This is a genomic window from Streptomyces sp. NPDC004732 (assembly GCF_040609235.1).
Classification (GTDB): Bacteria; Actinomycetota; Actinomycetes; order Streptomycetales; family Streptomycetaceae; genus Streptomyces.
Genome location: NZ_JBEXJR010000016.1, coordinates 148,098 through 170,347, shown reverse-complemented (window position 1 = coordinate 170,347; position 22,250 = coordinate 148,098). Strand labels below are relative to the sequence as shown.

General features: G+C 67.5%; 18 protein-coding genes and 2 pseudogenes. 11 read left to right on the top strand and 9 right to left on the bottom strand.

Annotated elements, in window-relative coordinates:
* Nucleotides 1–209: 209 nt before the first annotated feature.
* The gene (locus ABZV77_RS36505) at nucleotides 210–2,372 is read left to right on the top strand and encodes a family 20 glycosylhydrolase (RefSeq protein WP_356266593.1); all 2,163 of its coding nucleotides are present in this window, start codon (nucleotides 210–212) and stop codon (nucleotides 2,370–2,372) included.
* Between the two features lie 22 nt (nucleotides 2,373–2,394).
* Here ABZV77_RS36505 and ABZV77_RS36500 read toward each other — a convergent pair whose 3' ends face one another.
* Nucleotides 2,395–3,840, bottom strand: a complete 1,446-nt coding sequence (locus tag ABZV77_RS36500) for a regulator (protein ID WP_356266591.1) — start codon at nucleotides 3,838–3,840, stop codon at nucleotides 2,395–2,397.
* A 217-nt stretch (nucleotides 3,841–4,057) separates the two neighbouring features.
* Here ABZV77_RS36500 and lipB point away from each other — a divergent pair, with 217 nt between their 5' ends.
* The 4 genes from lipB to ABZV77_RS36480 all read left to right on the top strand — a co-directional run bounded on the left by lipB (nucleotide 4,058) and on the right by ABZV77_RS36480 (nucleotide 7,180).
* Nucleotides 4,058–4,864, top strand: coding sequence for a lipoyl(octanoyl) transferase LipB (lipB, locus tag ABZV77_RS36495; protein WP_356266590.1), 807 nt, complete (start codon nucleotides 4,058–4,060; stop codon nucleotides 4,862–4,864).
* Nucleotides 4,865–4,992: 128 nt separating this feature from the next.
* Nucleotides 4,993–5,958, top strand: a complete 966-nt coding sequence (locus ABZV77_RS36490) for a lipoyl synthase (RefSeq protein ID WP_356266588.1) — start codon at nucleotides 4,993–4,995, stop codon at nucleotides 5,956–5,958.
* Between the two features lie 278 nt (nucleotides 5,959–6,236).
* Nucleotides 6,237–6,443 carry a hypothetical protein gene (locus ABZV77_RS36485; protein WP_055567209.1) on the top strand — a complete coding sequence of 69 codons (207 nt, stop codon included), beginning with the start codon at nucleotides 6,237–6,239 and terminating at the stop codon, nucleotides 6,441–6,443.
* A 29-nt stretch (nucleotides 6,444–6,472) separates the two neighbouring features.
* Entirely contained in the window at nucleotides 6,473–7,180 is a 708-nt protein-coding gene (locus tag ABZV77_RS36480; RefSeq protein WP_356266586.1) for a DUF4191 domain-containing protein, read from the top strand.
* 106 nt (nucleotides 7,181–7,286) lie between these two features.
* Here ABZV77_RS36480 and ABZV77_RS36475 read toward each other — a convergent pair whose 3' ends face one another.
* Nucleotides 7,287–7,859, bottom strand: coding sequence for a TetR/AcrR family transcriptional regulator (locus tag ABZV77_RS36475; protein WP_356266584.1), 573 nt, complete (start codon nucleotides 7,857–7,859; stop codon nucleotides 7,287–7,289).
* A gap of 118 nt (nucleotides 7,860–7,977) precedes the next feature.
* Here ABZV77_RS36475 and ABZV77_RS36470 point away from each other — a divergent pair, with 118 nt between their 5' ends.
* Nucleotides 7,978–9,222, top strand: a complete 1,245-nt coding sequence (locus ABZV77_RS36470; RefSeq protein ID WP_356266583.1) for a serine hydrolase domain-containing protein — start codon at nucleotides 7,978–7,980, stop codon at nucleotides 9,220–9,222.
* Between the two features lie 103 nt (nucleotides 9,223–9,325).
* On the opposite strand, the gene ABZV77_RS36465 is transcribed toward ABZV77_RS36470, so the two are convergent.
* Complete coding sequence (locus ABZV77_RS36465) at nucleotides 9,326–9,793, bottom strand: RDD family protein (RefSeq protein ID WP_356266581.1); 468 nt, start codon at nucleotides 9,791–9,793, stop codon at nucleotides 9,326–9,328.
* A 214-nt stretch (nucleotides 9,794–10,007) separates the two neighbouring features.
* Between ABZV77_RS36465 and glnA the strand changes: the two genes are divergently transcribed.
* On the top strand, nucleotides 10,008–11,417 hold the full coding sequence (glnA, locus tag ABZV77_RS36460; protein ID WP_356266637.1) for a type I glutamate--ammonia ligase: 1,410 nt from the start codon (nucleotides 10,008–10,010) through the stop codon (nucleotides 11,415–11,417).
* Between the two features lie 285 nt (nucleotides 11,418–11,702).
* On the top strand, nucleotides 11,703–13,739 hold the full coding sequence (locus tag ABZV77_RS36455) for a hypothetical protein (protein ID WP_356266579.1): 2,037 nt from the start codon (nucleotides 11,703–11,705) through the stop codon (nucleotides 13,737–13,739).
* Between the two features lie 73 nt (nucleotides 13,740–13,812).
* Here the strand turns inward: ABZV77_RS36455 and ABZV77_RS36450 are convergent.
* Together ABZV77_RS36450 and ABZV77_RS36445 are read right to left on the bottom strand one after the other, a co-directional pair.
* Nucleotides 13,813–13,899: pseudogene (locus ABZV77_RS36450) on the bottom strand (RNA-binding protein); the annotation flags it as partial.
* 270 nt (nucleotides 13,900–14,169) lie between these two features.
* Nucleotides 14,170–17,877 (bottom strand): hypothetical protein, encoded by a 3,708-nt coding sequence (locus ABZV77_RS36445; RefSeq protein WP_356266577.1) that lies wholly within the window; start codon nucleotides 17,875–17,877, stop codon nucleotides 14,170–14,172.
* A gap of 157 nt (nucleotides 17,878–18,034) precedes the next feature.
* Here ABZV77_RS36445 and ABZV77_RS36440 point away from each other — a divergent pair, with 157 nt between their 5' ends.
* A complete protein-coding gene (locus ABZV77_RS36440; protein WP_356266575.1) occupies nucleotides 18,035–18,325 on the top strand; it encodes a hypothetical protein in 291 nt (96 codons plus the stop codon).
* A gap of 252 nt (nucleotides 18,326–18,577) precedes the next feature.
* On the opposite strand, the gene ABZV77_RS36435 is transcribed toward ABZV77_RS36440, so the two are convergent.
* Together ABZV77_RS36435 and ABZV77_RS36430 are read right to left on the bottom strand one after the other, a co-directional pair.
* A complete protein-coding gene (locus ABZV77_RS36435) occupies nucleotides 18,578–18,841 on the bottom strand; it encodes a hypothetical protein (RefSeq protein ID WP_356266573.1) in 264 nt (87 codons plus the stop codon).
* A complete protein-coding gene (locus tag ABZV77_RS36430; protein WP_356266571.1) occupies nucleotides 18,838–19,122 on the bottom strand; it encodes a hypothetical protein in 285 nt (94 codons plus the stop codon). Before ABZV77_RS36430 ends, ABZV77_RS36435 begins: the two co-directional genes overlap by 4 nt.
* Nucleotides 19,123–19,266: 144 nt before the next feature.
* Here ABZV77_RS36430 and ABZV77_RS36425 point away from each other — a divergent pair, with 144 nt between their 5' ends.
* On the top strand, nucleotides 19,267–20,475 hold the full coding sequence (locus ABZV77_RS36425; RefSeq protein ID WP_356266570.1) for a helix-turn-helix domain-containing protein: 1,209 nt from the start codon (nucleotides 19,267–19,269) through the stop codon (nucleotides 20,473–20,475).
* Nucleotides 20,476–20,688: 213 nt separating this feature from the next.
* Nucleotides 20,689–21,108: a TOBE domain-containing protein gene (locus ABZV77_RS36420; RefSeq protein WP_356266569.1), complete on the top strand. Its 420-nt coding sequence runs from the start codon at nucleotides 20,689–20,691 to the stop codon at nucleotides 21,106–21,108.
* A 7-nt stretch (nucleotides 21,109–21,115) separates the two neighbouring features.
* Here ABZV77_RS36420 and ABZV77_RS36415 read toward each other — a convergent pair whose 3' ends face one another.
* Nucleotides 21,116–21,583, bottom strand: a complete 468-nt coding sequence (locus tag ABZV77_RS36415) for a molybdopterin-dependent oxidoreductase (protein WP_356266567.1) — start codon at nucleotides 21,581–21,583, stop codon at nucleotides 21,116–21,118.
* A 38-nt stretch (nucleotides 21,584–21,621) separates the two neighbouring features.
* Nucleotides 21,622–22,248 (bottom strand): annotated as a pseudogene (locus ABZV77_RS36410) (molybdopterin cofactor-binding domain-containing protein); the annotation flags it as partial.
* Nucleotides 22,249–22,250: the final 2 nt, after the last annotated feature.

Below are 22,250 nucleotides of genomic sequence, written 5' to 3'. Positions count from 1 at the left end.
TTGTCCCGCTCCCCCGGAAGCCCTCGCGCCCCCACGCGGGGGCTTCCTTCTGCCCGCCGCCCTGCCGCCAGCCCCTGCAACTTCCCTTGCCACTGCGGTAGTACGCGGCTACGGTCCCAGCCGGGTCGCCAAGCAGCGGGAGGACCGAAGTGCGTCGCACCTTGCCGGTGGTATCGCTCATCCTCGCCCTATTCATAGGAGCTATAGCCTTGCCCTCCGCCCAAGCAGACGCTCCACACCCTCCCCCCACTCCACGCGAGGAGGCGGCCGGTGCGGCCGCGCCGCCCTACGTCGTCCCCAGGCCCACCGACTGGACCGCGCTCGACGGCCACACCTCTCTCACCCGCGCCACCCGCATCCTCATCGACCCGCGCACCGCCTCCACCACCGCGCTGCCCGCCGGACGCGCCGAACTCCCGGGCCCGGCACGGCAGTCCGTGCGCCGCCTCGCCACCCAGCTGCGTACGGAGATCGAGCAGGTCACCGGCTTCACCCCGCGCATCACCGACACCGGCCGTCCGGCGCCCGCCGACATCGTGCTCACCCTCACCGAGAAGGGGGCGCCCGGCGCGGAGGGCTACCGCTTCGACAGCAGGGGCCCCGTCCGCATCGAGGCCGCCTCCACCCACGGCCTCTACTACGGCACCCGCACCCTCCTGCAGCTCCTGCGCGCCACGGCCGACGACCACCGCCAGGTGCCCCGCGCCACGGCCACCGACCGTCCCGCGCAGGCGATCCGCATGGTCCACCTCGACGCGGGCCGCAAGTACTGGCGGATCCCGTACCTGGAGAACCTGATCCGCCGCATGGGCGACCAGAAGCTCAACACGCTGCTGCTGCACCTCTCCGAGTCGGAGGGCTTCCGCCTCGACAGCCCGAAGTTCCCTGGCCTCGCCGACCCGGAGCACAGCTACAGCCGCGCCGACATCGAGCACCTGAAGGCCTTCGCCGCCCGCCACCACGTCCAGCTGATGCCGGGGCTCGAACTCCCCGGCCACGCCACCGTGATCAGTCAGGCCTTCGGCATCGGCTTCGGCTCGGGCCCCTCCCCGTGCACGGGCGCACACACGCACTCCCACCTCACGCCCGACTGGATCATCGACATGACCAGCGACAAGGCGGTCGCGAAGTCGAAGGAGATCGTCGACGAGTTCACCGGGTGGTTCGACGCGCCGCTGTTCTCCATCGGCGCGGAGGAGGTTCCTGTGCAGCTCGCCGAGTGCCCGCGTGTGAAGGACCACCTGGCGTCGTCGCCCGACGTCTCCACCCTCGGCGACCTGCTCAACCGCTACATCAACACCCTGGACGACGTGGTCGCTTCGCACGGCAAACGCACCGCCGTCTACAACGGCTCCGAGCACCTGCCCGCGCCCCAGCAGAAGGTGCACGCCCCGGTCGTCTTCCTCACCTGGGAGGGCACGGGCGCCGAGCCGGAGATCCCCGGCCACGACGAGATCGCCATCGGACCGTTCTACAACACCCCGAACAACTACCACCACAAGTACCCGGACGAGCCCTGGATGTACGACAGCTGGGCCCCCAGCACCGCCCCGGACATGCTCGGCTCCGGCGTCACGAACTGGGCCGACTACAACTTCTGGGCCGACGACGGCTACTTCGAGCAGCACATGGCGGGCGCCCGGGCGATCCTCGCCGACCGCGCCTGGAACAGGTCCGCGACGCCGGACGCACCGGCCGACTTCCGCGCCCGCACCGCCCGCATCGGCGACCCTCCTGGCACCACGCCCGCCCCCGTGCCGCCCCGCGTCGAGGGCAGGCCGAGCCACCACTGGACCTTCGACGACGCGGCGTACCCCAAGGGCTGGACGTACGCGGGCAGTCCCGGCAACACGATCTTCGCCGAGGACAGGGCCGGTGACCTGCCCGGCACCTCGTACATCATCGACAACCCGACGCCCGTGCCGGGACCGCGCGGTCAGGCCTGGCGCTTCGACTCCGACCGGGACGGCGTGGGCTTCGGGGGCCTGGACGTCGCCGAGCCGTGGACCGTCTCGGTCCGGGTCCGCGCCACCTCACGGACCGCCGACCAGGTCCTGCTCAGCTCCAAGGCGGGCGCCCTGAAGCTGATGCAGTACGGCACGGGCCGGGTCGGCTTCACGCGGTACGGCGAGGCGGACCACAGCTTCGACTTCACCCTGCCGCTGGACCGCTGGACGCGGCTGACGTGGGTGACCACGCCGGGCAGCACGACGCTGTACGCCGACGGGGAGCGGGTCGGCTCCGTCGCCGCCTCGATCCCCCTGCCCCTGCGCTCCATCGGCACCGAGAAGGCGAGCCTGCGGGGCGACCTCGACGAACTGGTCACGTGGGACGAGGCGTTGAGCCCCGCCGAGGTCGCCCGCCAAAAGTGAGCGACCGGGGCGGGGCCCGCCCTCACCCGAGCGCCGCGACCCGGTCGCGGTACCCGCGCACGGGCGCCGCGTCCCGGTAGGGCTCAAGCCGACGCTCGAATTCGCGTACGTACTCGTGCGCCCGCGCAGACCGCATCTCGCCCGCCGCCTGCGCGGCCTCGGAGCCCAGCTGGCAGGCCGTCTCCAGCTCACCGAGGCCGAGCCGCGCGGTGGCGAGCACCACCCGGCAGAAGAGACGGCTGCGCGCGAAGGCGGGGGCGCGCAGCTGCAGGGAGCGCTCGGCGTGCTGGGCCGCTGCGCGGTACTGCTGCAGGTCGCGGTAGCTGTGCCCGAACTCGTCCGCCAGCTGGGCCTCGTCGAAGAACCGCGCCCAGTGCGGCACTTCGTCGCCCGGTCGCGCCGCCTCGAGCGACCGCTCGGCCCGCACGAGGGCGGCCGTGCAGGCCCGCACCTCGCCGAGCACGCCGTGGCCGCGCGCCTCTGCTGCGTACAACAGCGACTGCACGACGTGCGGCGCCGAGGAGCCGACGCCCTGCTGGGCCACCCGCGCGAGCTGCACGGCCTCGCGTCCGTGGCCGAGGTAGACGGCCTGACGGCTCATCGTGACCAGGACGTAGGAGCCGTAGGCCCGGTCGCCCGCCGCCTGCGAGAGGCGCAGCGCCTGCACGTAGTACCGCTGGGCGAGGCCGTGGGCCGCGATGTCGTACGAGGTCCAGCCCGCGAGGCGGGTCAGGTCGGCGGCGGCCGCGAAGAGCCTGCGCCCGGCCTGTTCGCCGTAGACACCCCGGAGCATCGGCTCGGCCTCGTGCTCCAGATAGCGGACGAGGGCCTGGCGGGCGTGCCCGCCGCCGTAGGCGTGATCGAGGGCGCGGAACAGCTCGCCCACGGAGCGCAGCGCCGCGATGTCCCCGCTGCTGACCTTCAGGCCGGGGCCGCGCTCGGGTCCCTGGCGCTGCCGGGGCACGCCGGGACGGCCCTGCACGGGTACGCGCACATGGGCCGGGTCGACGTCCCCGCGGCCGACGCGTTCGTCGGCGCGGCCGATCAGCCAGTCCCGGCTGGGCACCACGAGCCCGGCCGGGGTGAAGGCGATCTTCCGCAGTTCCGCATGGCTGCCGGAGTCCTTGCGCCACAGTCCGCCGACGATGTCGACGGCCTCCTCGGGAGAGGCGGCGAACTCAAGACCCGCGTAAACCGGGGCGCACGCGTCGAGCCCGAGGTCCTGGGCGGACAGGCGGCGTCCGAGCCGTCTCGTGAAGACCTCGGCGATCAGCGCGGGTGTGGTGCCTCTGGGCTGCTGACCGCGGAGCCAGCGGGTCACCGATGTCTTGTCGTAACGCAGGTCCAGGCCATGTTCAAGGCCCAGCTGGTCGACGCGGCGGGCAAGGCCCGCATTGGAGAATCCGGCTTCCGAGATGAGCGCGGCTAGCTGGCGGTTCGGGGTGCGCTGCGGGGGTCGTTCCGTCATCGGCTGTGCGGTCTCCTGCCTTTCGGGCCTGCCTTGAGCAGCCCTTATGGCCTCGTGAACGGCGTGAATGTAGCGGCGATAACAGTCCGTGAGCGCTCCTTCACGCGTCATTCATCCGATCGTGTGAGTAACCCGGGCCGAAGTTGCCGCCGAAGGTGGCCCGTACAGTGGCAGGGGCGCGATGTGTGCACGGTGAACGTTCAGGGAGGCACCTGCCGTGAGTGAGTTTCGGTTCGTCCGGCTGGGCTTCGGCCCGGACTCCGTGGAGTACCAAGAGGCGTGGGACGAGCAGCGCCGCGTGCACGCCGCCCGCTTCGCCGACGAGGTCCCGGACACCTGCCTCCTCCTGGAGCACCCGCCGGTCTACACCGCGGGCCGCCGCACCGAGGACAGCGAGCGCCCGCTGGACGGCACCCCCGTCGTCGACGTGGACCGCGGCGGCAAGATCACCTGGCACGGCCCGGGCCAGCTGGTGGGCTATCCGATCCAGAAGCTGCCGCGCCCGGTGGACGTCGTGGCGCACGTGCGCCGCCTGGAGGAGGCGCTGATCCGCACGTGTGCGGAGTTCGGCCTCGAGACGACGCGCATCGAGGGGCGCAGCGGCGTCTGGGTCCTGGGTGATCCCCGACAAGAAACAGAGCAGCGTCCGGCGCTCGGCGGCCTGTCCCTGGACTTCGACCCGCGGCTCCAGGACGACGAATTCGACGCACGCTTCAACGGCCCGGAGTACGCGCCCTCGAACGCCGGTCAGCGCCGCGAGGACCGCAAGATCGCCGCGATCGGCATCCGCGTCGCCAAGGGCGTGACGATGCACGGCTTCGCCCTGAACGTGAACCCGGACAACACCTGGTTCGACCGGATCATCCCGTGCGGCATCCGCGACGCGGGCGTGACGTCCCTCTCGTACGAGCTGGACCGCGCGATCACCATCGCCGATGTGCTGCCCGTCGCCGAGCGGCACCTGCGCGACGTACTGGAGAACGCGGAGCTGAAGCCGCGCGACGTGGAGCCCGCCTCCGCATAGATCCACCCGGGCTCGTGGGAATGCACCCCCTTGGCCAGAGGTTGGCCAGAAGTAAGCCCAACGACATCACGGGCGTACCCTGGTGTGCGCCGCAGAATCGAAGTTACGCCAGCTAATAGGGAGCCGATGTGTCCGCAGTCGCACCCGACGGACGCAAGATGCTGCGCCTGGAGGTCCGGAACGCCCAGACCCCCATCGAGCGCAAGCCCGAGTGGATCAAGACCCGGGCGAAAATGGGCCCCGAGTACAACGCCCTGCAGAAGCTCGTGAAGAGCGAGGGCCTGCACACGGTCTGCCAGGAAGCGGGCTGTCCGAACATCTACGAGTGCTGGGAAGACCGCGAGGCCACGTTCCTCATCGGCGGCGACCAGTGCACCCGGCGCTGCGACTTCTGCCAGATCGACACCGGCAAGCCGCAGGCCCTCGACCGCGACGAGCCCCGCCGCGTCGGCGAGTCCGTCGTCACGATGGACCTGAACTACGCCACGATCACCGGCGTCGCCCGCGACGACCTGGAGGACGGCGGCGCCTGGCTGTACGCGGAGACGGTCCGCCAGATCCACGCCATGACGGCCGAGCGCGCCGAGGGCTACACCAAGGTCGAGCTGCTCATCCCGGACTTCAACGCCGACCCCGACCAGCTGGCCGAGGTCTTCTCGTCCAAGCCCGAGGTCCTCGGGCACAACGTGGAGACGGTGCCGCGGATCTTCAAGCGGATCCGCCCCGGCTTCCGGTACGAGCGCTCCCTCGAGGTCATCACCAAGGCCCGCGAGGCCGGTCTGGTCACCAAGTCCAACCTGATCCTGGGCATGGGCGAGACCCGCGAAGAGGTCAGCGAGGCGCTGCGCCAGCTGCACGAGGCGGGCACGGAGCTCGTCACGATCACCCAGTACCTGCGCCCCACCCCCCGGCACCACCCCGTCGAGCGCTGGGTGAAGCCCGCCGAGTTCGTGGAGCTGAAGGAGGAGGCCGAGCAGATCGGCTTCTCGGGTGTCATGTCGGGCCCGCTGGTCCGCTCCTCGTACCGCGCGGGACGCCTCTACCAGATGGCGATCGAGAAGCGCGGTTCGTACGTGGCGTCGCAGGCGGTGTGACGCAGGCACATGCCCCGCGCCCACACACTGTGTGAATCGGCGCACAAGCTCCTACCGACCAGTAGTGGCCGTAATGACGCGGCCCATACGATCCCCGCAGGTGAACGGGACCGTATGGGCCGCGTCAGCGTTTTGGGCCCCCGCATCAAGGTTTCATCGGCGTTTGACCACTCGGTCACGCCCTGGTAACACCAATCAGTGACCCTGGTACTACCGCACGTACAGCCTTACCCATAGCCGCTCCCCCCACCCGAGCCGCTCTCCAGGAGGGCCCCATCATGCAGGCCGCGCCCGTTCGCGCCACCGCCATCCCGTCCGTCGCCGACGCCCTGCGCGCCGTCGAGTCGCTGCTGATGAGCGGCGGCCAGCGCACCGCACGGCGCAATGCCTGGACCTCCGTGCTCGAGGACCGGCGCCGTGCCAAGGACCGGGTCGAGGCGCTGCGCGTGCTCGAAGAGGCCGTGACGACAACCCGCACGTCGTAGACGTCTCCGGAGCCACGTAGACTCACGGCATGGCGAGGAAGGAATCCACCGCGGCGGATGCGGCCGCGGAACCGGGGCGACTCAAGCAGATCGCTCTGACCTACAAGATGACCCGGCGGGCCGACTCCAAAATCGGCCTCATCATCGCGGCTGTGGGAATCGTCACCTTTGGTGTCTTCCTCGCGATCGGCTTCTGGCTCGGCCACCCGGTCTACCTGGGCATTCTCGGCTTCCTGCTCGCCTTCCTCGCGATGGCGATCGTCTTCGGACGCAGGGCTGAGCGGGCCGCCTTCGGGCAGATGGAGGGCCAGCCCGGCGCGGCGGCCGCGGTGCTCGACAAGATCGGCCGCGGCTGGACGACGACCCCCGCGGTCGCGATGAACCGCAGCCAGGACGTGGTGCACCGGACCGTCGGCAAGGCAGGCATCGTCCTGGTCGCCGAGGGCAACCCGAACCGCGTGAAGGGCCTGCTGGCCGCCGAGAAGAAGAAGATGGCACGCATCGTGGCGGACGTCCCCGTCCACGACGTCATCGTCGGCACCGCGGACGACACGGTCTCGCTGAAGAAGCTCCGCACGACGCTCCTGAAGCTCCCCCGCGTCCTCACGGGCCCGCAGGTCACTGCGACGAACGACCGGCTGCGCGCGATGGGGGACCTCATGTCCAACATGCCGCTCCCGAAGGGACCCATGCCGAAGGGCATGCGGATGCCTCGCGGCGGCCCGAAGGCGAAGTAGCCCATTTCCTTCTACGTCGATGAGGGCCCCGGAACCGATCGGTTCCGGGGCCCTCATCGTCGTCATGACGAGACACGGCAGCCTGTTGGTGGTCGCCGCCCGCGATTCAAGGTGTGCCCATGCCGCCGAAGAGCGCGTGGATGACGCGGTCGGCGTACTCGCGGGTCAGCGGCTCCTGAGTGATCAGGAACTGGAAGTAGAGCGGTCCGGAGAGGATCGCCATGGCCAGGCTCAGGTCGAAGGCGGGCGACAGCTGACCTTGCTCCTGCGCCGCCTTCAGCCGGGCGACCGTCTTGTCGGCCTGTGGGGCGATGAAGCGCTCATTGAGGGCGGCGGCGACCTGAGGGTCGTTCTGTGCCTCGCCGACCAGGGCTTGATAGAGCGGGCCGAAGGGCGGGCTGCCCAGCAGGTCGATGGCCGCGTGCATCTGCGTGCACAGGTCGGCCACGATGTCGCCCGTGTCGGGGAAGTCCAGGCTGGACTGGTGCAGCGACAGCAGTGAATCCAGGAGCAGGGCCCCCTTGGAGGGCCACCTGCGATAGACGGTGTGCTTCCCCGCGCCGGCCCGGGCCGCGATCGCTTCGATGCTGAGCTTGGCGTAGCCGATCTCCTGGCCCAGTTCCAGCGTCGCCCGCATGATGGCTTCGGTCCGGGCGGCACCACGGTGGGGAGTCGTCATACCGCCACCTTACCGGCACGGCACGTGCCGTGCTTGACGAAGGATGGACCTCTGCGCTCTGCTATGCGGCACGACACGTGCCGTTCTACGCGCGGTTCTGCGCGCAAGGAGATCCATGATGAGAAACGGAAACACGGGCCGCGAAGGCTTGCCCGAAGCGGGACTGCGTCGACTGCGCGAGGTCCTGGAAGCGCATGTGGAATCCAAGAAGATCCCCGGACTCGTGGCTCTGGTGGGCCGTGGCGAGGAAACCCACGTCGAAGCGATCGGCACGATGCGCCATGACGGTGGCGCGCCGATGCGCCGGGACACCATCTTCCGGATGGCCTCGACGAGCAAGCCGGTCGCGGTCTCCGCGACGATGATCCTGCTGGACGAGTGCCGACTGCGACTTGACGACCCGATAGACCAGTGGCTGCCGGAACTGGCCGACCGGCAGGTACTGAAGAAGCCCGACAGTCCACTGGACGACACCGTCCCCGCGCGGCGCCCGATCACCGTGCGGGACCTGCTCACCTCCACCTGCGGGCTCGGCCTCGACATGACCGCGAAGGACTCTCCCATGATGGGCGCGTACTTCGAGCGGAAGGTCTACGGCGAGAACGGCTGGTTGCTCCCGGCGGTGGAACCGGATGAGTGGATGCGCCGCCTGGGCACGCTCCCGCTGATGTACCAACCGGGAGAGCGCTGGCTGTACAACGTCAGCGACGACGTGCTCGGGGTGTTGGTGGCCAGGGCCACCGGCCAGCCGTTCGAGGCCTTCCTGCGCGAGCGCATCTTCGACCCGCTGGGCATGAAGGACACCGGCTTCCACGTGCCCGCCGACAAGATGCACAGACTGCCGCCGCTGTACGCTCCCGACCCGCAGACCGGCGAGTTGACCGTGGGGGACCCGGCCGAAGGAGGACACCACAGCACACCCCCGGCGTTCCCCTCCAGCGGCGGCGGCCTCGACTCCACCGCCGACGACTACCACGCCTACTTCCGGATGCTGCTCAACCACGGGAAGCACGGCACCGAGCGCATCCTGTCCCGGCCGGCCGTCGAACTGATGACCACCAACCGCCTCACCCCCGAGCAGCAGTCCGCCCGCGAGGCATGGGCTCGCAACGTCGTCCATCTCGCACACGGCACGGGGCAGCACGGCGGCTGGGGCTTCGGGATGGCGGTGCGCACCTACCGGAGCGACTACGCACCCATCGGCCAGTTCGGCTGGGACGGCGGAGCCGGCACCACGACCTACGCCGACCCGCACCACCGGCTCGTCGGCATCCTCCTCACCCAGACCGGGATGTCCACCCCGGACTCGGCACGGGCCATGCACGACTTCTGGACCACCCTCTACCAGGCCATCGACAGCTGACCCGGCGACCGTCCTGCTACGACGATGAGGGCCCGGAACCGATCGGTTCCGGGCCCTCATCGTCGTAGCGGCGTCTTCTGCGCGTGGAAACGTCCTAGATGCCCTAGATCCGGACCTGCACCGCGCGGGCAAGCCGGTCGTGGAGGCCGCGGCCGTCGCGGTCCCAGATCAGGGCCGGGATGACCAGGCACAGCAGGATGCTGCGGACCAGGACCCAGCCGGGGGCGAGCCTGCCGCCGCCCTCGGCGATGACGCGCAGCCGGAAGAGGGCCTTGCCCGGGGTGCAGCCGACCGTGCCTACGGTCAGGACGCTCATGACGAAGAAGATGCCGAGGGCCCAGTTGCCCATCGCCTGCTGGTCATCGCCCGCGAACAGGCCGTATGCGATCAGCATGCACAGGCCCCAGTCCACGGCGATGGCGCCGATGCGGCGGCCCGGGCGGGCGATCGCTCCCGGCCCCTCCTCGGGCAGTCCGAGCTGCTCGCCCCGGTACCCGAAGTCGACACCGGCGTCCTCCGCGGCCGCGCGGGGTCCGGACAGCCACGATCCGATTGCTTGCCTCTTGTCCACCCGTCCACGGTACTGCGGGGCGCCGTGGAGCCGGGTGCGGGGTGGTCGTAACAGTGCACACGGCACCCGGCTCGGTTAACTTCGACGAAACAAATGGGTCATGCTTGAGAAATCCCCCGTCCTTATGGTCGGGTCCCAGCGTGTGCCACCGCACTGGCCGCACAACGAGCTGCAACCCCGTCCCGCCTCGGGCGGGAGTAGGAGGAGTTGGATGTTGTTCCAGAACGCCGACGACGCAAAGAAGTACATCGCGGACGAGGACGTCAAGTTCATCGACGTCCGCTTCTGCGACCTGCCCGGTGTGATGCAGCACTTCACGATCCCGGCGGCGGCGTTCGACCCGGAGGAGGAGCTGGCCTTCGACGGTTCGTCGATCCGTGGCTTCCAGGCCATCCACGAGTCCGACATGGCGCTCCGCGCCGACCTGTCGACGGCGCGCGTGGACCCCTTCCGCCGCGACAAGACCGTCAACATCAACTTCTTCATCCACGACCCGATCACGGGCGAGCAGTACAGCCGTGACCCGCGGAACGTCGCGAAGAAGGCCGAGGCGTACCTGGCCTCCACCGGCATCGCCGACACGGCCTACTTCGGCCCCGAGGCCGAGTTCTACGTCTTCGACAACGTCCGCTTCCAGACGTCGGCGAACGAGAGCTTTTACCACATCGACTCCGAGGCAGGCGCCTGGAACACCGGTGCGGTCGAGAACAACCGTGGCTACAAGGTCCGCTACAAGGGCGGTTACTTCCCGGCCCCGCCGGTCGACCACTTCGCCGACCTCCGCGCCGAGATCTCCCTGGAGCTGGACAAGAACGGCCTCCAGGTCGAGCGCCAGCACCACGAGGTCGGCACCGCCGGTCAGGCGGAGATCAACTACAAGTTCAACACGCTGCTCGCCGCGGCCGACGACCTGATGCTCTTCAAGTACATCGTGAAGAACGTCGCCTGGCGCAACGAGAAGACCGCGACCTTCATGCCGAAGCCGATCTTCGGCGACAACGGCTCGGGCATGCACGTCCACCAGTCCCTGTGGGCCGGTGGCGACCCGCTCTTCTACGACGAGCAGGGCTACGCGGGCCTCTCGGACACCGCGCGCTACTACATCGGCGGCATCCTCAAGCACGCCCCGTCGCTGCTGGCGTTCACGAACCCCACCGTCAACTCGTACCACCGCCTGGTCCCCGGCTTCGAGGCCCCGGTCAACATGGTCTACTCGCAGCGCAACCGCTCCGCCGCGATGCGCATCCCGATCACGGGCTCGAACCCGAAGGCCAAGCGCGTCGAGTTCCGCGCGCCCGACCCGTCCTCGAACCCGTACCTCGCCTTCTCGGCGCTGCTCCTCGCGGGCCTGGACGGCGTCAAGAACAAGATCGAGCCGCCGGAGCCGATCGACAAGGACCTCTACGAGCTCGCCCCCGAGGAGCACGCGGGCGTCGCCCAGGTCCCGACCTCCCTCCCCGCGGTCCTCGACGCCCTGGAGGCGGACAACGAGTACCTGCAGGCGGGCGGCGTCTTCACGTCCGACCTGATCGAGACGTGGATCGACTACAAGCGCACGAACGAAATCGCCCCGATCCAGCTGCGGCCGCACCCGCACGAGTTCGAGCTGTACTTCGACATCTAAAGATCAGGTCCGGGCGACCTGGGTGGGCTCCTGGAAAAATGCGTTGACCTGCGAAAACGCTGCTCGGCAGTGCTCGCTGTTGCCGCTTGATTTCGGCCCTCTTGTGCACCGTGTGTGCACCGCTCGGCTGATTCACTGACGTAGCGTCAGCAACAGTAAGGCCGTCACTCACATCAGGGTGGCGGCCTTACTCTGTAGCGTGCGTCCCGTACCGATCCTCGTCGTGTGGCGGCCATCAAGTAAAAGGGCGAGCTTCAGCCCAGGCGCCGGTGGCATTCTGTGTTGGTGGACATAGCCTTCCCCGGCCAACTGGGCACGGTCGAGCGAGAATCCCGTGCTGCTACGCAAGCACTCATCGAACGTCTGAAGCTCACCGCACCTCATGTGCAGCCGCCGGAGCAACAGGACGTTGCCTTCATACCGGTGACCCGTGCGCAGTGGAAGTCCGTACTGAAGGACGCCGACCTACCCAGGCTTCAGCAGGAAACCGACGAGACGGCCATGGAGATCCTGCTCCTGAGGACCGCCTCCGGCGCGACGGTCGGGAGGCGACTTCCAGAGTTGTTGCAGCGTCTCGGCACGTCGGTTGTCACCCTTAGCTCCGTGGCAGCTGAGGTATCCCGCTTCAGCCCTTCCCGCACCAGCGCGGCTGAGCGACGGTTAGCTGCTGACCTGGCACAAGCAAATCAATGCGAGGTCCAAGCACTGTTCGCCTGCCTCAAACAGGGGTGGCTAGAGGCCGCCTGGGCTCCGGTACAAAGGCATGCTCAAGCGGCCCGAGCAATTGCGCGGGCTCTGGAGACTGCAACCAGCAATCATCATCAGGCCAGCGCTCCTGACGAGGACGTATACCGACGAACACTCGGGCTGTCGGCCGAGGAAGTGGGTCACGGCTCGGGTGTAGCGGTACGAGCTCGTTTGCTGGCTGCCTGGGCGAAGAATCCAAAGAAACTCGATCGTCGGCTACGCCAGAGCATGAGACACGTGATCGATGACCCGCTACCGCTGACGGTGAAACTGCTTAATCACCTTGCCATGCTCGCACTGTCCGACCGTCCTTTGGAGGCGCACCGCGCCACACTCCTATCGCGTGATCTGGTGGTGTCCCATCTCAAGTCAGAACCAGAACTTACGTGTTCGGTGATGGCACGGCACGTCAGTCAAGAACGGGAGTTGCTGTCCTCCCACCGCGGACAGATCTCCTATCGCGATGCCTACAACCGGGCGGAGCACCAGGAAGAGAAGGCGCGTGCGGCCTTGGACATGCATCGAGCTGCGCTGGAAGGCGACGTCAAGCGTACTGCGACTGTGGTCTTGGAACTGTTGGGCAGGACGATCCCAAAAGGGGCCTCTCTCTCGACCATTCGAGACCTGCTCGTGGCCGAGGGAGGACAGTCGCTGTGCCAATTGCTCGCTTCCACGATCCACTCTGATTGGCGCAACGCGAACGCGCACGAAGACTTCCGCTGGGATCCCGTCGACAGCACGCTCGTTCTAGGCAGCCAGCCGACTGACGTGCAGGCGGTATTGGACGCCGTGATCCGAGCCCGCACCATCTGCCACGGGTTCGAGCACGGAGTCGCTGTGGCCTACGCGCAGAACGCATCCTTGGTCAATCGGGGTGTGGAGGAGGAAACTTACGTCAGCCGAGACCTCGCCATACTTCAAGCCGCTGGAGAGGCCAGATTCTCGGTGCTGGACATCCGACGCCATGGCAGTCTCGTACGCCTAGACGTTCCCGATCTCTCCATCAAGGACGTGAGAGAGGCGTTCCGTGCAATTCTGAGGGGCTCCATAGCAGACCCCGGTGTCGAGCGTTGGGAGTTGCGGCAACCCTCACGGGGCCTGCCGCCACTGTGCGTGGACATCACGGGAACACGCGTCGGGCTCCGGCTCTCGGAATCCCTATGGGATAGCGTCGATCCGCTGCCGTTCGCCGAACTCCCCCTGCTGGCAAACGCCATGACCAATGCAGGAGAACCAGCCGAAATCGCAGCATCATCGATTCTTTCTCTGGCTGCAGCCCATGTAGTTGGAGAGCGCGACCGCCTGGCGCGTGCTCTTGCACACGGGGATCCAGCCGCCAAGAAGGAATTGATCAGCGCCACTAGGCTGATCAGCAGCGGCGCCAAGGCTGCAGCCGACTTGCTTGAGAATCAAGCCCGACGCAAGCTGCTGGCCTTTGCCGAAGTTCTCGCCGGAGAGTGCCACCGCCTGGAAAACGCTGCCCCCAGAGACCTCACCCGCGGCTTCGTGCCTGCCGATCGGACCCTGCGCAGGCACGCACCTTGCCTACCGTGGATCGCAGAAGTCGAAGGCTGATCCAACCCTGCTTGGGTCACCAAAGCACTTGTATGACCTCAGTCCCGAAGCTACTGCAGGATGCCCCGTCCTCTCAGTCCAGGCGTTCCATCTGGATGGCGAGGGCACCGAGTGCTTCCTTCTCTGGTGGGTAGATGGCGCGGATGTTGGTGAGCTGCTCAGTGGGAGGCGTGCCGCGACAGGATGATGCAGCCCTGCGGCACCTGTTCGCCTCGGAGGCGATCAACGAGGGCGTCGACATCTACACCTCGCTGATCTGCTCGGCCACGACGACCCAGCCTTAACTCTCCGTCGGTACGTGCACCGCGTGACGGGTGCTGTTGAGAAGGCATGGAAGGCAATCGGGAAGCGGTATCGACTCATCGCATGATGACAGGTGGCGCCTCCAATCTCCTGAGAGCACCCACGGACGAACGTGGCCAGGGTCGCATCACTGGCGCCTCTTCTTCCGTCCGCTTCGAGTCGTCCTTCGGGGCTGAGTGCGCGCAGCGACTGGACCACATTGCTGCGCGTCCGGATTGCGAGGGAAGGGCTTCACATACACAGACACGAGCGCTCCGGCGAGCAACCCCTGTTCCCTTACCACATCGAGTAGTTGAGCTGCCTCGGCAGGCGAAGCCATAATTCGCTGGTGCTCAACGCGATCATGGATGTCAAAGCCGTAGCCGAAATAGACCATCGCGGCGCGGCCGGCCTGTGCCGCATTGCGCCAAGGTCCCGACGTCTGCGCGAATGCGCGAGCTAAGATCGTGCCATCCGCGTGCCCAAGTATTACACCCTGACTGTTCAAGGTGAGGGTCAACTCATCGGCCCAAGGCACCGTGGGTATCGGCCCGATTAAGCGTCGCATCCCCTTGGCGCAAGCCCGCTGAATCTGCAACTCAACCGACTTGCCAGTCTCGGGTGACGTGGCACCGAGCATTGTGATCGGCTGCAGAATCACCAGTGGCCTCGTAGGCGGCAGCCACTGGCGCGCCTCCGGCAACAGCACATCAATGTTCGACGTCCCGTTGAGGACTTCGTAGACAGGGTCGGTTGACAAGGCCAGCACAGCATGGCAGGTAGCTGCTGCGTACGTAGCTGCCAGCATGGGGTCCTGCAAGAGGAGACCGCCATCAGCAGCCATGATGGCTTCCGTTTCTGCCTGATAGTTGCGCTCTACCGTGTCTCCGAGGACTGCTGACATCCGTGACATCAGGCCGCCGTAAATGCGCTCCCACACACTGCTGGGGTCATGCGGATCCGTGAAGGTCTTGTCACTAAGCTGTCCCATCAGCTCCAAGAACCCGCTGCCCTGGGCATCCCCTTTCATGGCCCGCCAGCCGTCGTACACCACCTGAAGCAGCAGGAACCGTGCATGATCAGTAGCTGTCTGGAGTGCCGGATTTTCACGTATGCCGGTCTCTTCCCAGAGGCGCCCGAGTAGTTCGACCGCCTGCTGCTCACCCGTCACTACCCATTTCCAGGCACATTGGCAACCAATGTTATGCACGAGATGGTGGACGGCGAACCCGTATAAGGTCCGAGAACCTGCGTAAGGCAGGAAGTCAGTGAGCGCAGCATTCGCTTCCTCCCACTTGTCCTGCATAACAAAAGCCTCAACGAGCAGACGCTTCAAGTCCGCCGTGGTAGCTGCCCAGGGGTTGGGGCTCTGAGCCAGCGCGGTAGTGATTGCCTGCTCAGCGCGGTCAGCAGCACCGCTACTCAGCAGGTCTTGGATGTTGGTGAGATCCTTGACCGCCTGCGATGCCTCGGTGGGCGGCAACCTACGGGCCACTGCGCAGAAGCCCTTCAGCACCTTGGCTAGACCGTCGTCCGAGGCAATACGTGTCTGGGTCTGCAGCATCAGTAACGCCTCGGTGGCGAGGTCGGCGATTGCTGGGCCCAAAGGGTCAGGAAGCTGCTGGAGGTAGGCAAGTACAGGGCGCAGGTGGGCAGTGAGCTTTTCAGCGGTATCGGTGTGCTGGCGTAACTGAGCGATGCGCGCCAGAACAGTATGCGCCTGGGCTGCCAAGCTCCTATCCGGATCACCAGACCGCCGCAGCCACTCTAGCTCCAGCTCCAGCAGCCTCTGCGCAGCATCGTATTGACCGTGAGCGTGATGGAAGGCGGCGAGGTTGCCCATGAGTAGCGACGTGTACAAGTCCGCTACCTCAGCTGCCTCAATGTGCCGGACCAACGCTGCCGCGTGCTGGGCCAGTTCCCAGGCACGCTCCGCTTGTCCAGTGTGCATGGCCCCGCGAAGCCAGCGGTCGGTGTGGCTTGCCACTAGCGGCAATCCATCAGAGGCGGTTTCGGATAGTCGCAGACGCTGCGCCAGGATCACCTGCAGCACCGCGTTCATCGACAGGGTGTCCTCGCTACCGGGAAACGCTTTCACGCGTGCCGGCAGCGGCTCGTCGTACCGCACGAGGGAGACATTGAGCAGCTCGCGGATCACTTCCCTGACTGGGGTATGCGTCTCGTCGAACACGGCCCATCCCGGTGCTGGCGGCAACTCCTCTGGGGCAATGAACGTTCCCGCCAGGGCTAGATGAACCGGTACCCGGCGCGGGCCAAGCCAGCACAAGGCGGCCAAAGTGTTCAGCGTCTCCCGTAGAAGGTTCCTGGCCCGTGCCCCACTTACGAGGCGTTCAAAGCTCAACGCGACGGCGGCCGCGAGGGTTCGGGGATAACCAGTCGGCACCGAATCCTCATCGTCCGCAGCGCGCATGAGCAACGTATCCGCGTAGATGGCAAGTCGGTCCACACTGATATCGCAGCTGACCAGATAGCCACAAGCGACTTCAATCGCCAACGGCCAGTGCTCCAGCGTCTGCGTCAGCTGTAACAATGGCGCCTGGTGTTCCGTAGCTTCCTGCTCGTTCAATCCCAACCGTAGCCGTAACAGTTGCATCGCTTCGCCGCTGCTCATCGGGCTCAGTTCAATACGTCCCTGCACGCTGCGCCAGTTCCCGCCCAGCGACGTCACAATGACCCGGCCTCGTCCACTGCGCGGCAGCCACGCCGCAGCAGTGCGTGCGTTGGCGTCGTCAAACACCATCAGCCACGGGCCTGGCAGAGACTGCAACTGGGCGTGCACTCGCTCCCGCAACAACTGCGGATCCGTCACCTCGGACGGTTCGCCGGAGCCGGTCAAGTGCGCCAGGACGCGGGCAAACGACGCGATCAACGACTCCTCGGTCTCCGCATCCACCCAATAGATCGCGTCGTAGCGGAATGCCTGATCAGCGATATGAGCTGCTGCCAGGCTGGACTTGCCCAGCCCTGACAGGCCCGTGATGACGCAAATAGCCGCCCTCTCGCAGCCGGTGTCAGGCACGCCGAGGACGTCGCGGATACGGTCCACCAGATCCGACCGCTCTACATCAGGCAGCAACGGCATCTGCCCGTAGATGAGGCCAAAATCCTGTCGCCCCACAGCCGCGAGCAACTCCCCATCGCCCACCAACACGCAGCGCCGAAAGTCCTCTACATCCCAGCAGGCCAGGCCAGGATCCACCGCCCGACGCATGACCTCCGCCACCAAGTACCCCAACACCAGGCCACCGGACCGGTGCGAGAGGCCACGGCCCGCCTGCTCCCGCTGACAACGCAACGCGCTGCTGAGGTCCTCACGCAGCTGCGCTTCATCTCGTCCGTCGAACTCGATCCCCGCTTGCCCCAGACGCTGCCATTGCTGTACCGAGAGCGCCTCGCACAGACCCCACGCTGCCGGGGCCCGTGTCAGCAGCTTCTTGATTTCCTCCTGCAGCACTGCGACGTCATCACCGTGGCGCCGAAGCAACTCGGCGAGCCGCAGGCAGCCCTCGTCCGGAACAGCTGACGTGATCAATCGGTACTCTCGGGCTTCGAAACCGGTGACCAGATGCACCAGCACCGAGATGGCCTCCCGCGCTCGAACCACCCGCGCTGAGCCAGCACTCTTGACCTGCACCGCCATCAGCGAACGACCGGCAGCATCGACCAGGTCAAAGTCGACCGCGTCCACATGCTGCAACGAGACCGTATCCCCGGGGCCTTCAATACGGCATGCAGTGACCTCTGCATCCCTCATGCTGGCTAGCAGCGCCTCCACTGTGCGCAGGTACTGGTACTGGAACCCCCGAGCAGCAACCCGCCCACCATCCAACGCCACGCAACGCCCCCTGTGTCGAAGCCGATCCGTTACATCAGATTACGCACAGCCACTGACAGCACGCCTGTTCTCGGTGAACTCCGACCCTTGGCGGGCGCCAGGGGGTGCACGACGGGGTCAACCGGCCCCCCATCCACAGGTGCACGGCGATCGGAGGATGGCCTTCCCCGAAGAGCTGCTCCGTCTCACCGGAGCCGGACAGGTCGGTGACGACACCTCCGAAGAGGTGCTGCACGCCGCCGTGTACGAGTTCGCCCTCGCCGTCGGCACGGACAACCGGGCATGGGCCGAGACGTGGGAACGGCACCTCAACCAGTACCTCTCCACCGCGGTGGCGGCCGTCCTGGCGTACACCCTGGCGGACGCCGACGGCACCCACGGCACGCTCGCCGGGGACCCAGCCAGGGCGCGCGCGAACATGTGCGAAGTCGTCGTACGCGACCTGTAAGGGCCGCCCGACTCCGAGCCGGAGCCACACGACGAAGCCGCCTTGGACGCATGGCCAAGGACATGGCCAAAGGCCTGCCGCCCCTGCGCCGCGAGGGCATAGAAGGCCTGGAGTGCATCCACGATCTGCTGCACGGCTCTGCCTCCGCCGCCCTGGAGGGCGGGGAGGAATCCGCCTGGCCACACACCGCCGCGCCCGCGCCCTGGTCACATCACAGGGCGGGAGCGTTGTCGTGGACGGCCCGTGCGCCGCCTACTCCATGACGGCCCGCCACGGACGGCAGATGACCTCCCGGAACGTGTGGTGGCACGGGTGGCGTCCCACGTGCTCGAACACCCAGGACTGGGCGGCCAGTACGCCGTGCTCGGACTCTTCGTACGGCTCCGACATGGCAGCCGGACCCGTACCGTCGTCCTCGCAGACGACGCACACCATGCGGCGGGTGATCGGCTCCGCATCCGGTTCGCGGTCCGGGGACAGATGCCATGTCACCTCGCGGGTCAGTGACTTGGTCATGCGCGCCGTCCCTGATCCGTCGCGGTCACGGTGGCGACGTTCACGCGCAGGATCTCGTCCTCGCGCGCGGGGCGAGCGTATTCGGGTCCGCAATCCCACTCGCGGCCCCCTGCGGGGGGCCGAAGCTGAAGGCACCCACCGACGTGATCCATCAGCACGCCCATCCGCTTCCTCGCCTCGTCGATGATCAGCGTGCCGACGGCGTACTCCTCAGCCCTCTCGGGCATCGTTCCGGCCGCGTCGGAGGTCTGGCTATTGTCGGCCATGTCGGTCTGCTCCATTCGGATCGATCACGCCCCGGGGCCGTTCGCGCGGTCGCCGGGGTCTGACCCTTCGATGCTTCGGCAGCCGCGAACAGGGCGGGAGTGGACAGCCGTTGACTAGGGTGGTGACAGCTGGGTCAACGCTTCTGCGGGAGGCCGCCCATGACCGACTTCGCCGTCAGCGCCCGTGCCGCCCTCACGGAGAAAGGCATCTCGATACGCGCCGCCGCCCGCGCGCTCAACTACGACCCCGCGTACGTCAGCCGGGTCCTGAACGGGCGGCAGCAACCATCCGCGAAGCTGGCTCAGGGCCTTGACCAACTCAGCGGTGCCGACGGTGCGCTAGCGGCCCTGGTCAGCCCTGGTCCCTGGTCGGCGATCACTGCGCCACACCCGTCATGGGACGCGGGCCCCGGGTCGGACGATGACTTGGAAGCCCTGGAACTCGCCCGCCGCGTCGAGGCGAGCGACGTCGGCGCGGAGACGCTGGACCGCCTCGAAGCAGCCTTCGACGGTCTGGCCGTGGCATATCAGACGGCCAGGCCCGGTGCTCTCCTCCGAGACGTACGACGGCACTCCGCTTACGTGACCAAGCTCCTGGACGAGCGGAAGACGCTCGCCGAGCACCGTCGTCTTCTCGTGATCGGCGGATGGCTGTCGCTGCTCGGTGCAACCCTTCACGTTGATCTCAAGCAAGGCGCCGCAGCCACGTCCAGGCTGCGGACGGCGGCGCTGCTCGCCCGGCATGCCGAGCACCCCGAGATCCTAGGGTGGGTGTTCGAGACGAAGGCGTGGACGGCGCTCACCGCAGGCAACTACGGACGCGCCGTCGAGCTGTCCCGAGCCGCTCAGGACATCGCGCCACGCGGCAGCTCCGCCGAAGTCCAGTCAGCGGCGCAGGAGGGCCGCGCGCGTGCCCGGCTCGGGGAGAAGAAGGAAGCCCGCGAAGCCATCGACCGCGTACACCGACTGGCCGCGACCCTGGTCATGCGGGCACAGCCGGAACATCACTACGTCTACGATCCACGCAAGGCGACGAGCTACCTGGCGACCACACTGAGTTGGATCGGCGACCCCGCAGCCGAGAGCGCGGCAAAGGAAGTGATCGGGCACACCGCCACCGGCATCGCGCCGAGCGAGTGGCCGCGTCGCGTCGTCTCGGCTCACCTTGATCTTGCACTGACACTGCTCTCCTTGGACCGCCTGGACGAGGCGACGGACGTCGCCAACAAGGCGATCTTGTCCGGGCGTCTCCTGCCCGCGAACTTCTGGCGCGTCTTGGAGATCGTCCGGGCGGTAGAGGCGCGGCAGCTCCCCGAGGGGCGCGACCTCCGGGAGGCCTACGAGGATTTGAGCCCGCAACCTACGTAGCAGCTTCTGGGCGCCGTCTGCGCGCCGAGGTGTCATGTGCACCACTCGGGGTGCGGGCGGCTTTGCCAGCGGATCCGGTGGGTTGGCCTGGCACCTGCGGTTCGTGTCCGGACCGATCGCCGATGGATGGCTACAGTGCTGAAAGGAATGCCGGGTAAACGCGGCATTCCGTCATCATCCGCCCATCACGATCTGTATTCGAGGCGTTTCTTCATGAGCCTGTCCATCCGCAACCAGGTCCCCGGCACCGTCACCTCCGTCACCTCCGGCGAGGTGATGGCCACCGTCAAGGTGCGTCTGGAGAGCGGGCAGGGCATCACCGCCGCCATCACCCTGGAGGCCGTCAAGGAGCTGGGCATCGCCGAGGGGTCGGCCGTGCTCGCGCTGGTCAAGTCCACCGAGGTGGCGCTGGCTACCGGGCCGGTCGCGGGGCTTTCGATCCGCAACCAGATCCCGGGCACCGTCGCCGACATCGCCACCGGCGGCGCCATGGCCTCGGTCAAGGTCGACATCGCGGGCGGCGCGCTCACCGCCGCCATCACCAAGGACGCCGTTGCCGACCTCGGACTGGCCGCCGGTACCTCGGTGGTGGCCCTGGTGAAGTCGACCGAGATCTCCCTCGCCACGGCCTGAGCTCCGCTCAGCCGGACGCGCCGAGTCTGATCCGGGTGATGCCGCTGATGTAGCGGGCCCCGCAGTGGTCGGTCGGTACCACCAACTGGCTGCCGCACCCGTCGAGTTCGTGTCCGTCGAGTGCGGTGGCCAGGAGCACGGGGGCGTTTCCGAAGTCCTCGTCGATCTCGGCCCAGGAGAGCACGGTGGCGTGTCCGTCCTCGCCGGTGATCTCCAGGAGGTAGCGGGAGCGGTCCTTGCGGCGGGTCGGGTCGAAGCCCGGGCCTGCCGTCTCGATCACCTCGCGCAGCAGCGGCCCCTGGAAGGTGTGGCGGCGGGGTCCGCTGGTCGCGCAGTCGAAGGTCACTTCGGCCTTCCGCTCGGGCCAGCGGTCGCGCAGATCGGCGACGCTGAGCCGGGATGGTCTTTCGACCTCTCCCACAAGGGCCAGCTCTCCCACCAGTGCCAGCTCTCCCGCAATCGCCGGTCGGCTCATCTCCGTCCCCCCTCTTTTCCCTCTCCGAGGATGCCCACTCAAGACGCCGTCGAACATGGCAACAATGAGCCGAGTACGGGAGGTTGGGTGGCAGGTGCTGATTCGTTCAAGGCGAGCCATACGCGGTCCCTGGTCAGCGGCAGCTCCGTGAAGCGGTGGCCGGTCGCGTCCCGCAGTGCGTTGGCGAAGGCCGGGGCGACCGGGTTGAAAGGGCTCTCGCTCATCGACTTGGCGCCCAGCGGGCCGATGGCGTCCCGGGTCTCCATGAAGTGGACCTCCGTGGGCGGCACGTCGGCGTACTGCGGCAGCCGGTAGCGGCGGAAGGCGGCCGTCGTGACCTCGCCGCGTTCGTCGACGCGTACGTTCTCGAAGAGCGTGGCGCCCAGCGCCTGGGCCACCCCGCCCTCCACCTGTCCGCGGCACTGCATCGGGTTCATGACCTTGCCCGCGTCGGCGGCGTGCACGCTGCGCAGGATGCGCATCTCGCCGGTGTCCGGATCGACGGCGACCTTGAACCACTGGGCGTTGAACGCCACCGAGCGCGGGCTGCCGCCCCAGTGCCCGTCCGCCGTGAGCTCGCCCTGCGCACCCTGCGCGTGGGCGGCCTCGTGCAGCTCCTTCAGCGTGATCACGCGGCCCGCGCAGTCGAACGCCTCGCCGCCCAGCA

Coding starts and splice junctions, on each gene's coding strand:
- ABZV77_RS36500 (WP_356266591.1), bottom strand. CDS start 3,840: ATGACGGAACGACCCCCGCAGCGCACCCCGAACCGCCAGCTAGCCGCG.
- ABZV77_RS36485 (WP_055567209.1), top strand. CDS start 6,237: ATGCAGGCCGCGCCCGTTCGCGCCACCGCCATCCCGTCCGTCGCCGAC.
- ABZV77_RS36480 (WP_356266586.1), top strand. CDS start 6,473: ATGGCGAGGAAGGAATCCACCGCGGCGGATGCGGCCGCGGAACCGGGG.
- ABZV77_RS36475 (WP_356266584.1), bottom strand. CDS start 7,859: ATGACGACTCCCCACCGTGGTGCCGCCCGGACCGAAGCCATCATGCGG.
- ABZV77_RS36470 (WP_356266583.1), top strand. CDS start 7,978: ATGAGAAACGGAAACACGGGCCGCGAAGGCTTGCCCGAAGCGGGACTG.
- ABZV77_RS36440 (WP_356266575.1), top strand. CDS start 18,035: ATGGCCTTCCCCGAAGAGCTGCTCCGTCTCACCGGAGCCGGACAGGTC.
- ABZV77_RS36435 (WP_356266573.1), bottom strand. CDS start 18,841: ATGACCAAGTCACTGACCCGCGAGGTGACATGGCATCTGTCCCCGGAC.
- ABZV77_RS36430 (WP_356266571.1), bottom strand. CDS start 19,122: ATGGAGCAGACCGACATGGCCGACAATAGCCAGACCTCCGACGCGGCC.
- ABZV77_RS36425 (WP_356266570.1), top strand. CDS start 19,267: ATGACCGACTTCGCCGTCAGCGCCCGTGCCGCCCTCACGGAGAAAGGC.
- ABZV77_RS36420 (WP_356266569.1), top strand. CDS start 20,689: ATGAGCCTGTCCATCCGCAACCAGGTCCCCGGCACCGTCACCTCCGTC.
- ABZV77_RS36415 (WP_356266567.1), bottom strand. CDS start 21,583: ATGAGCCGACCGGCGATTGCGGGAGAGCTGGCACTGGTGGGAGAGCTG.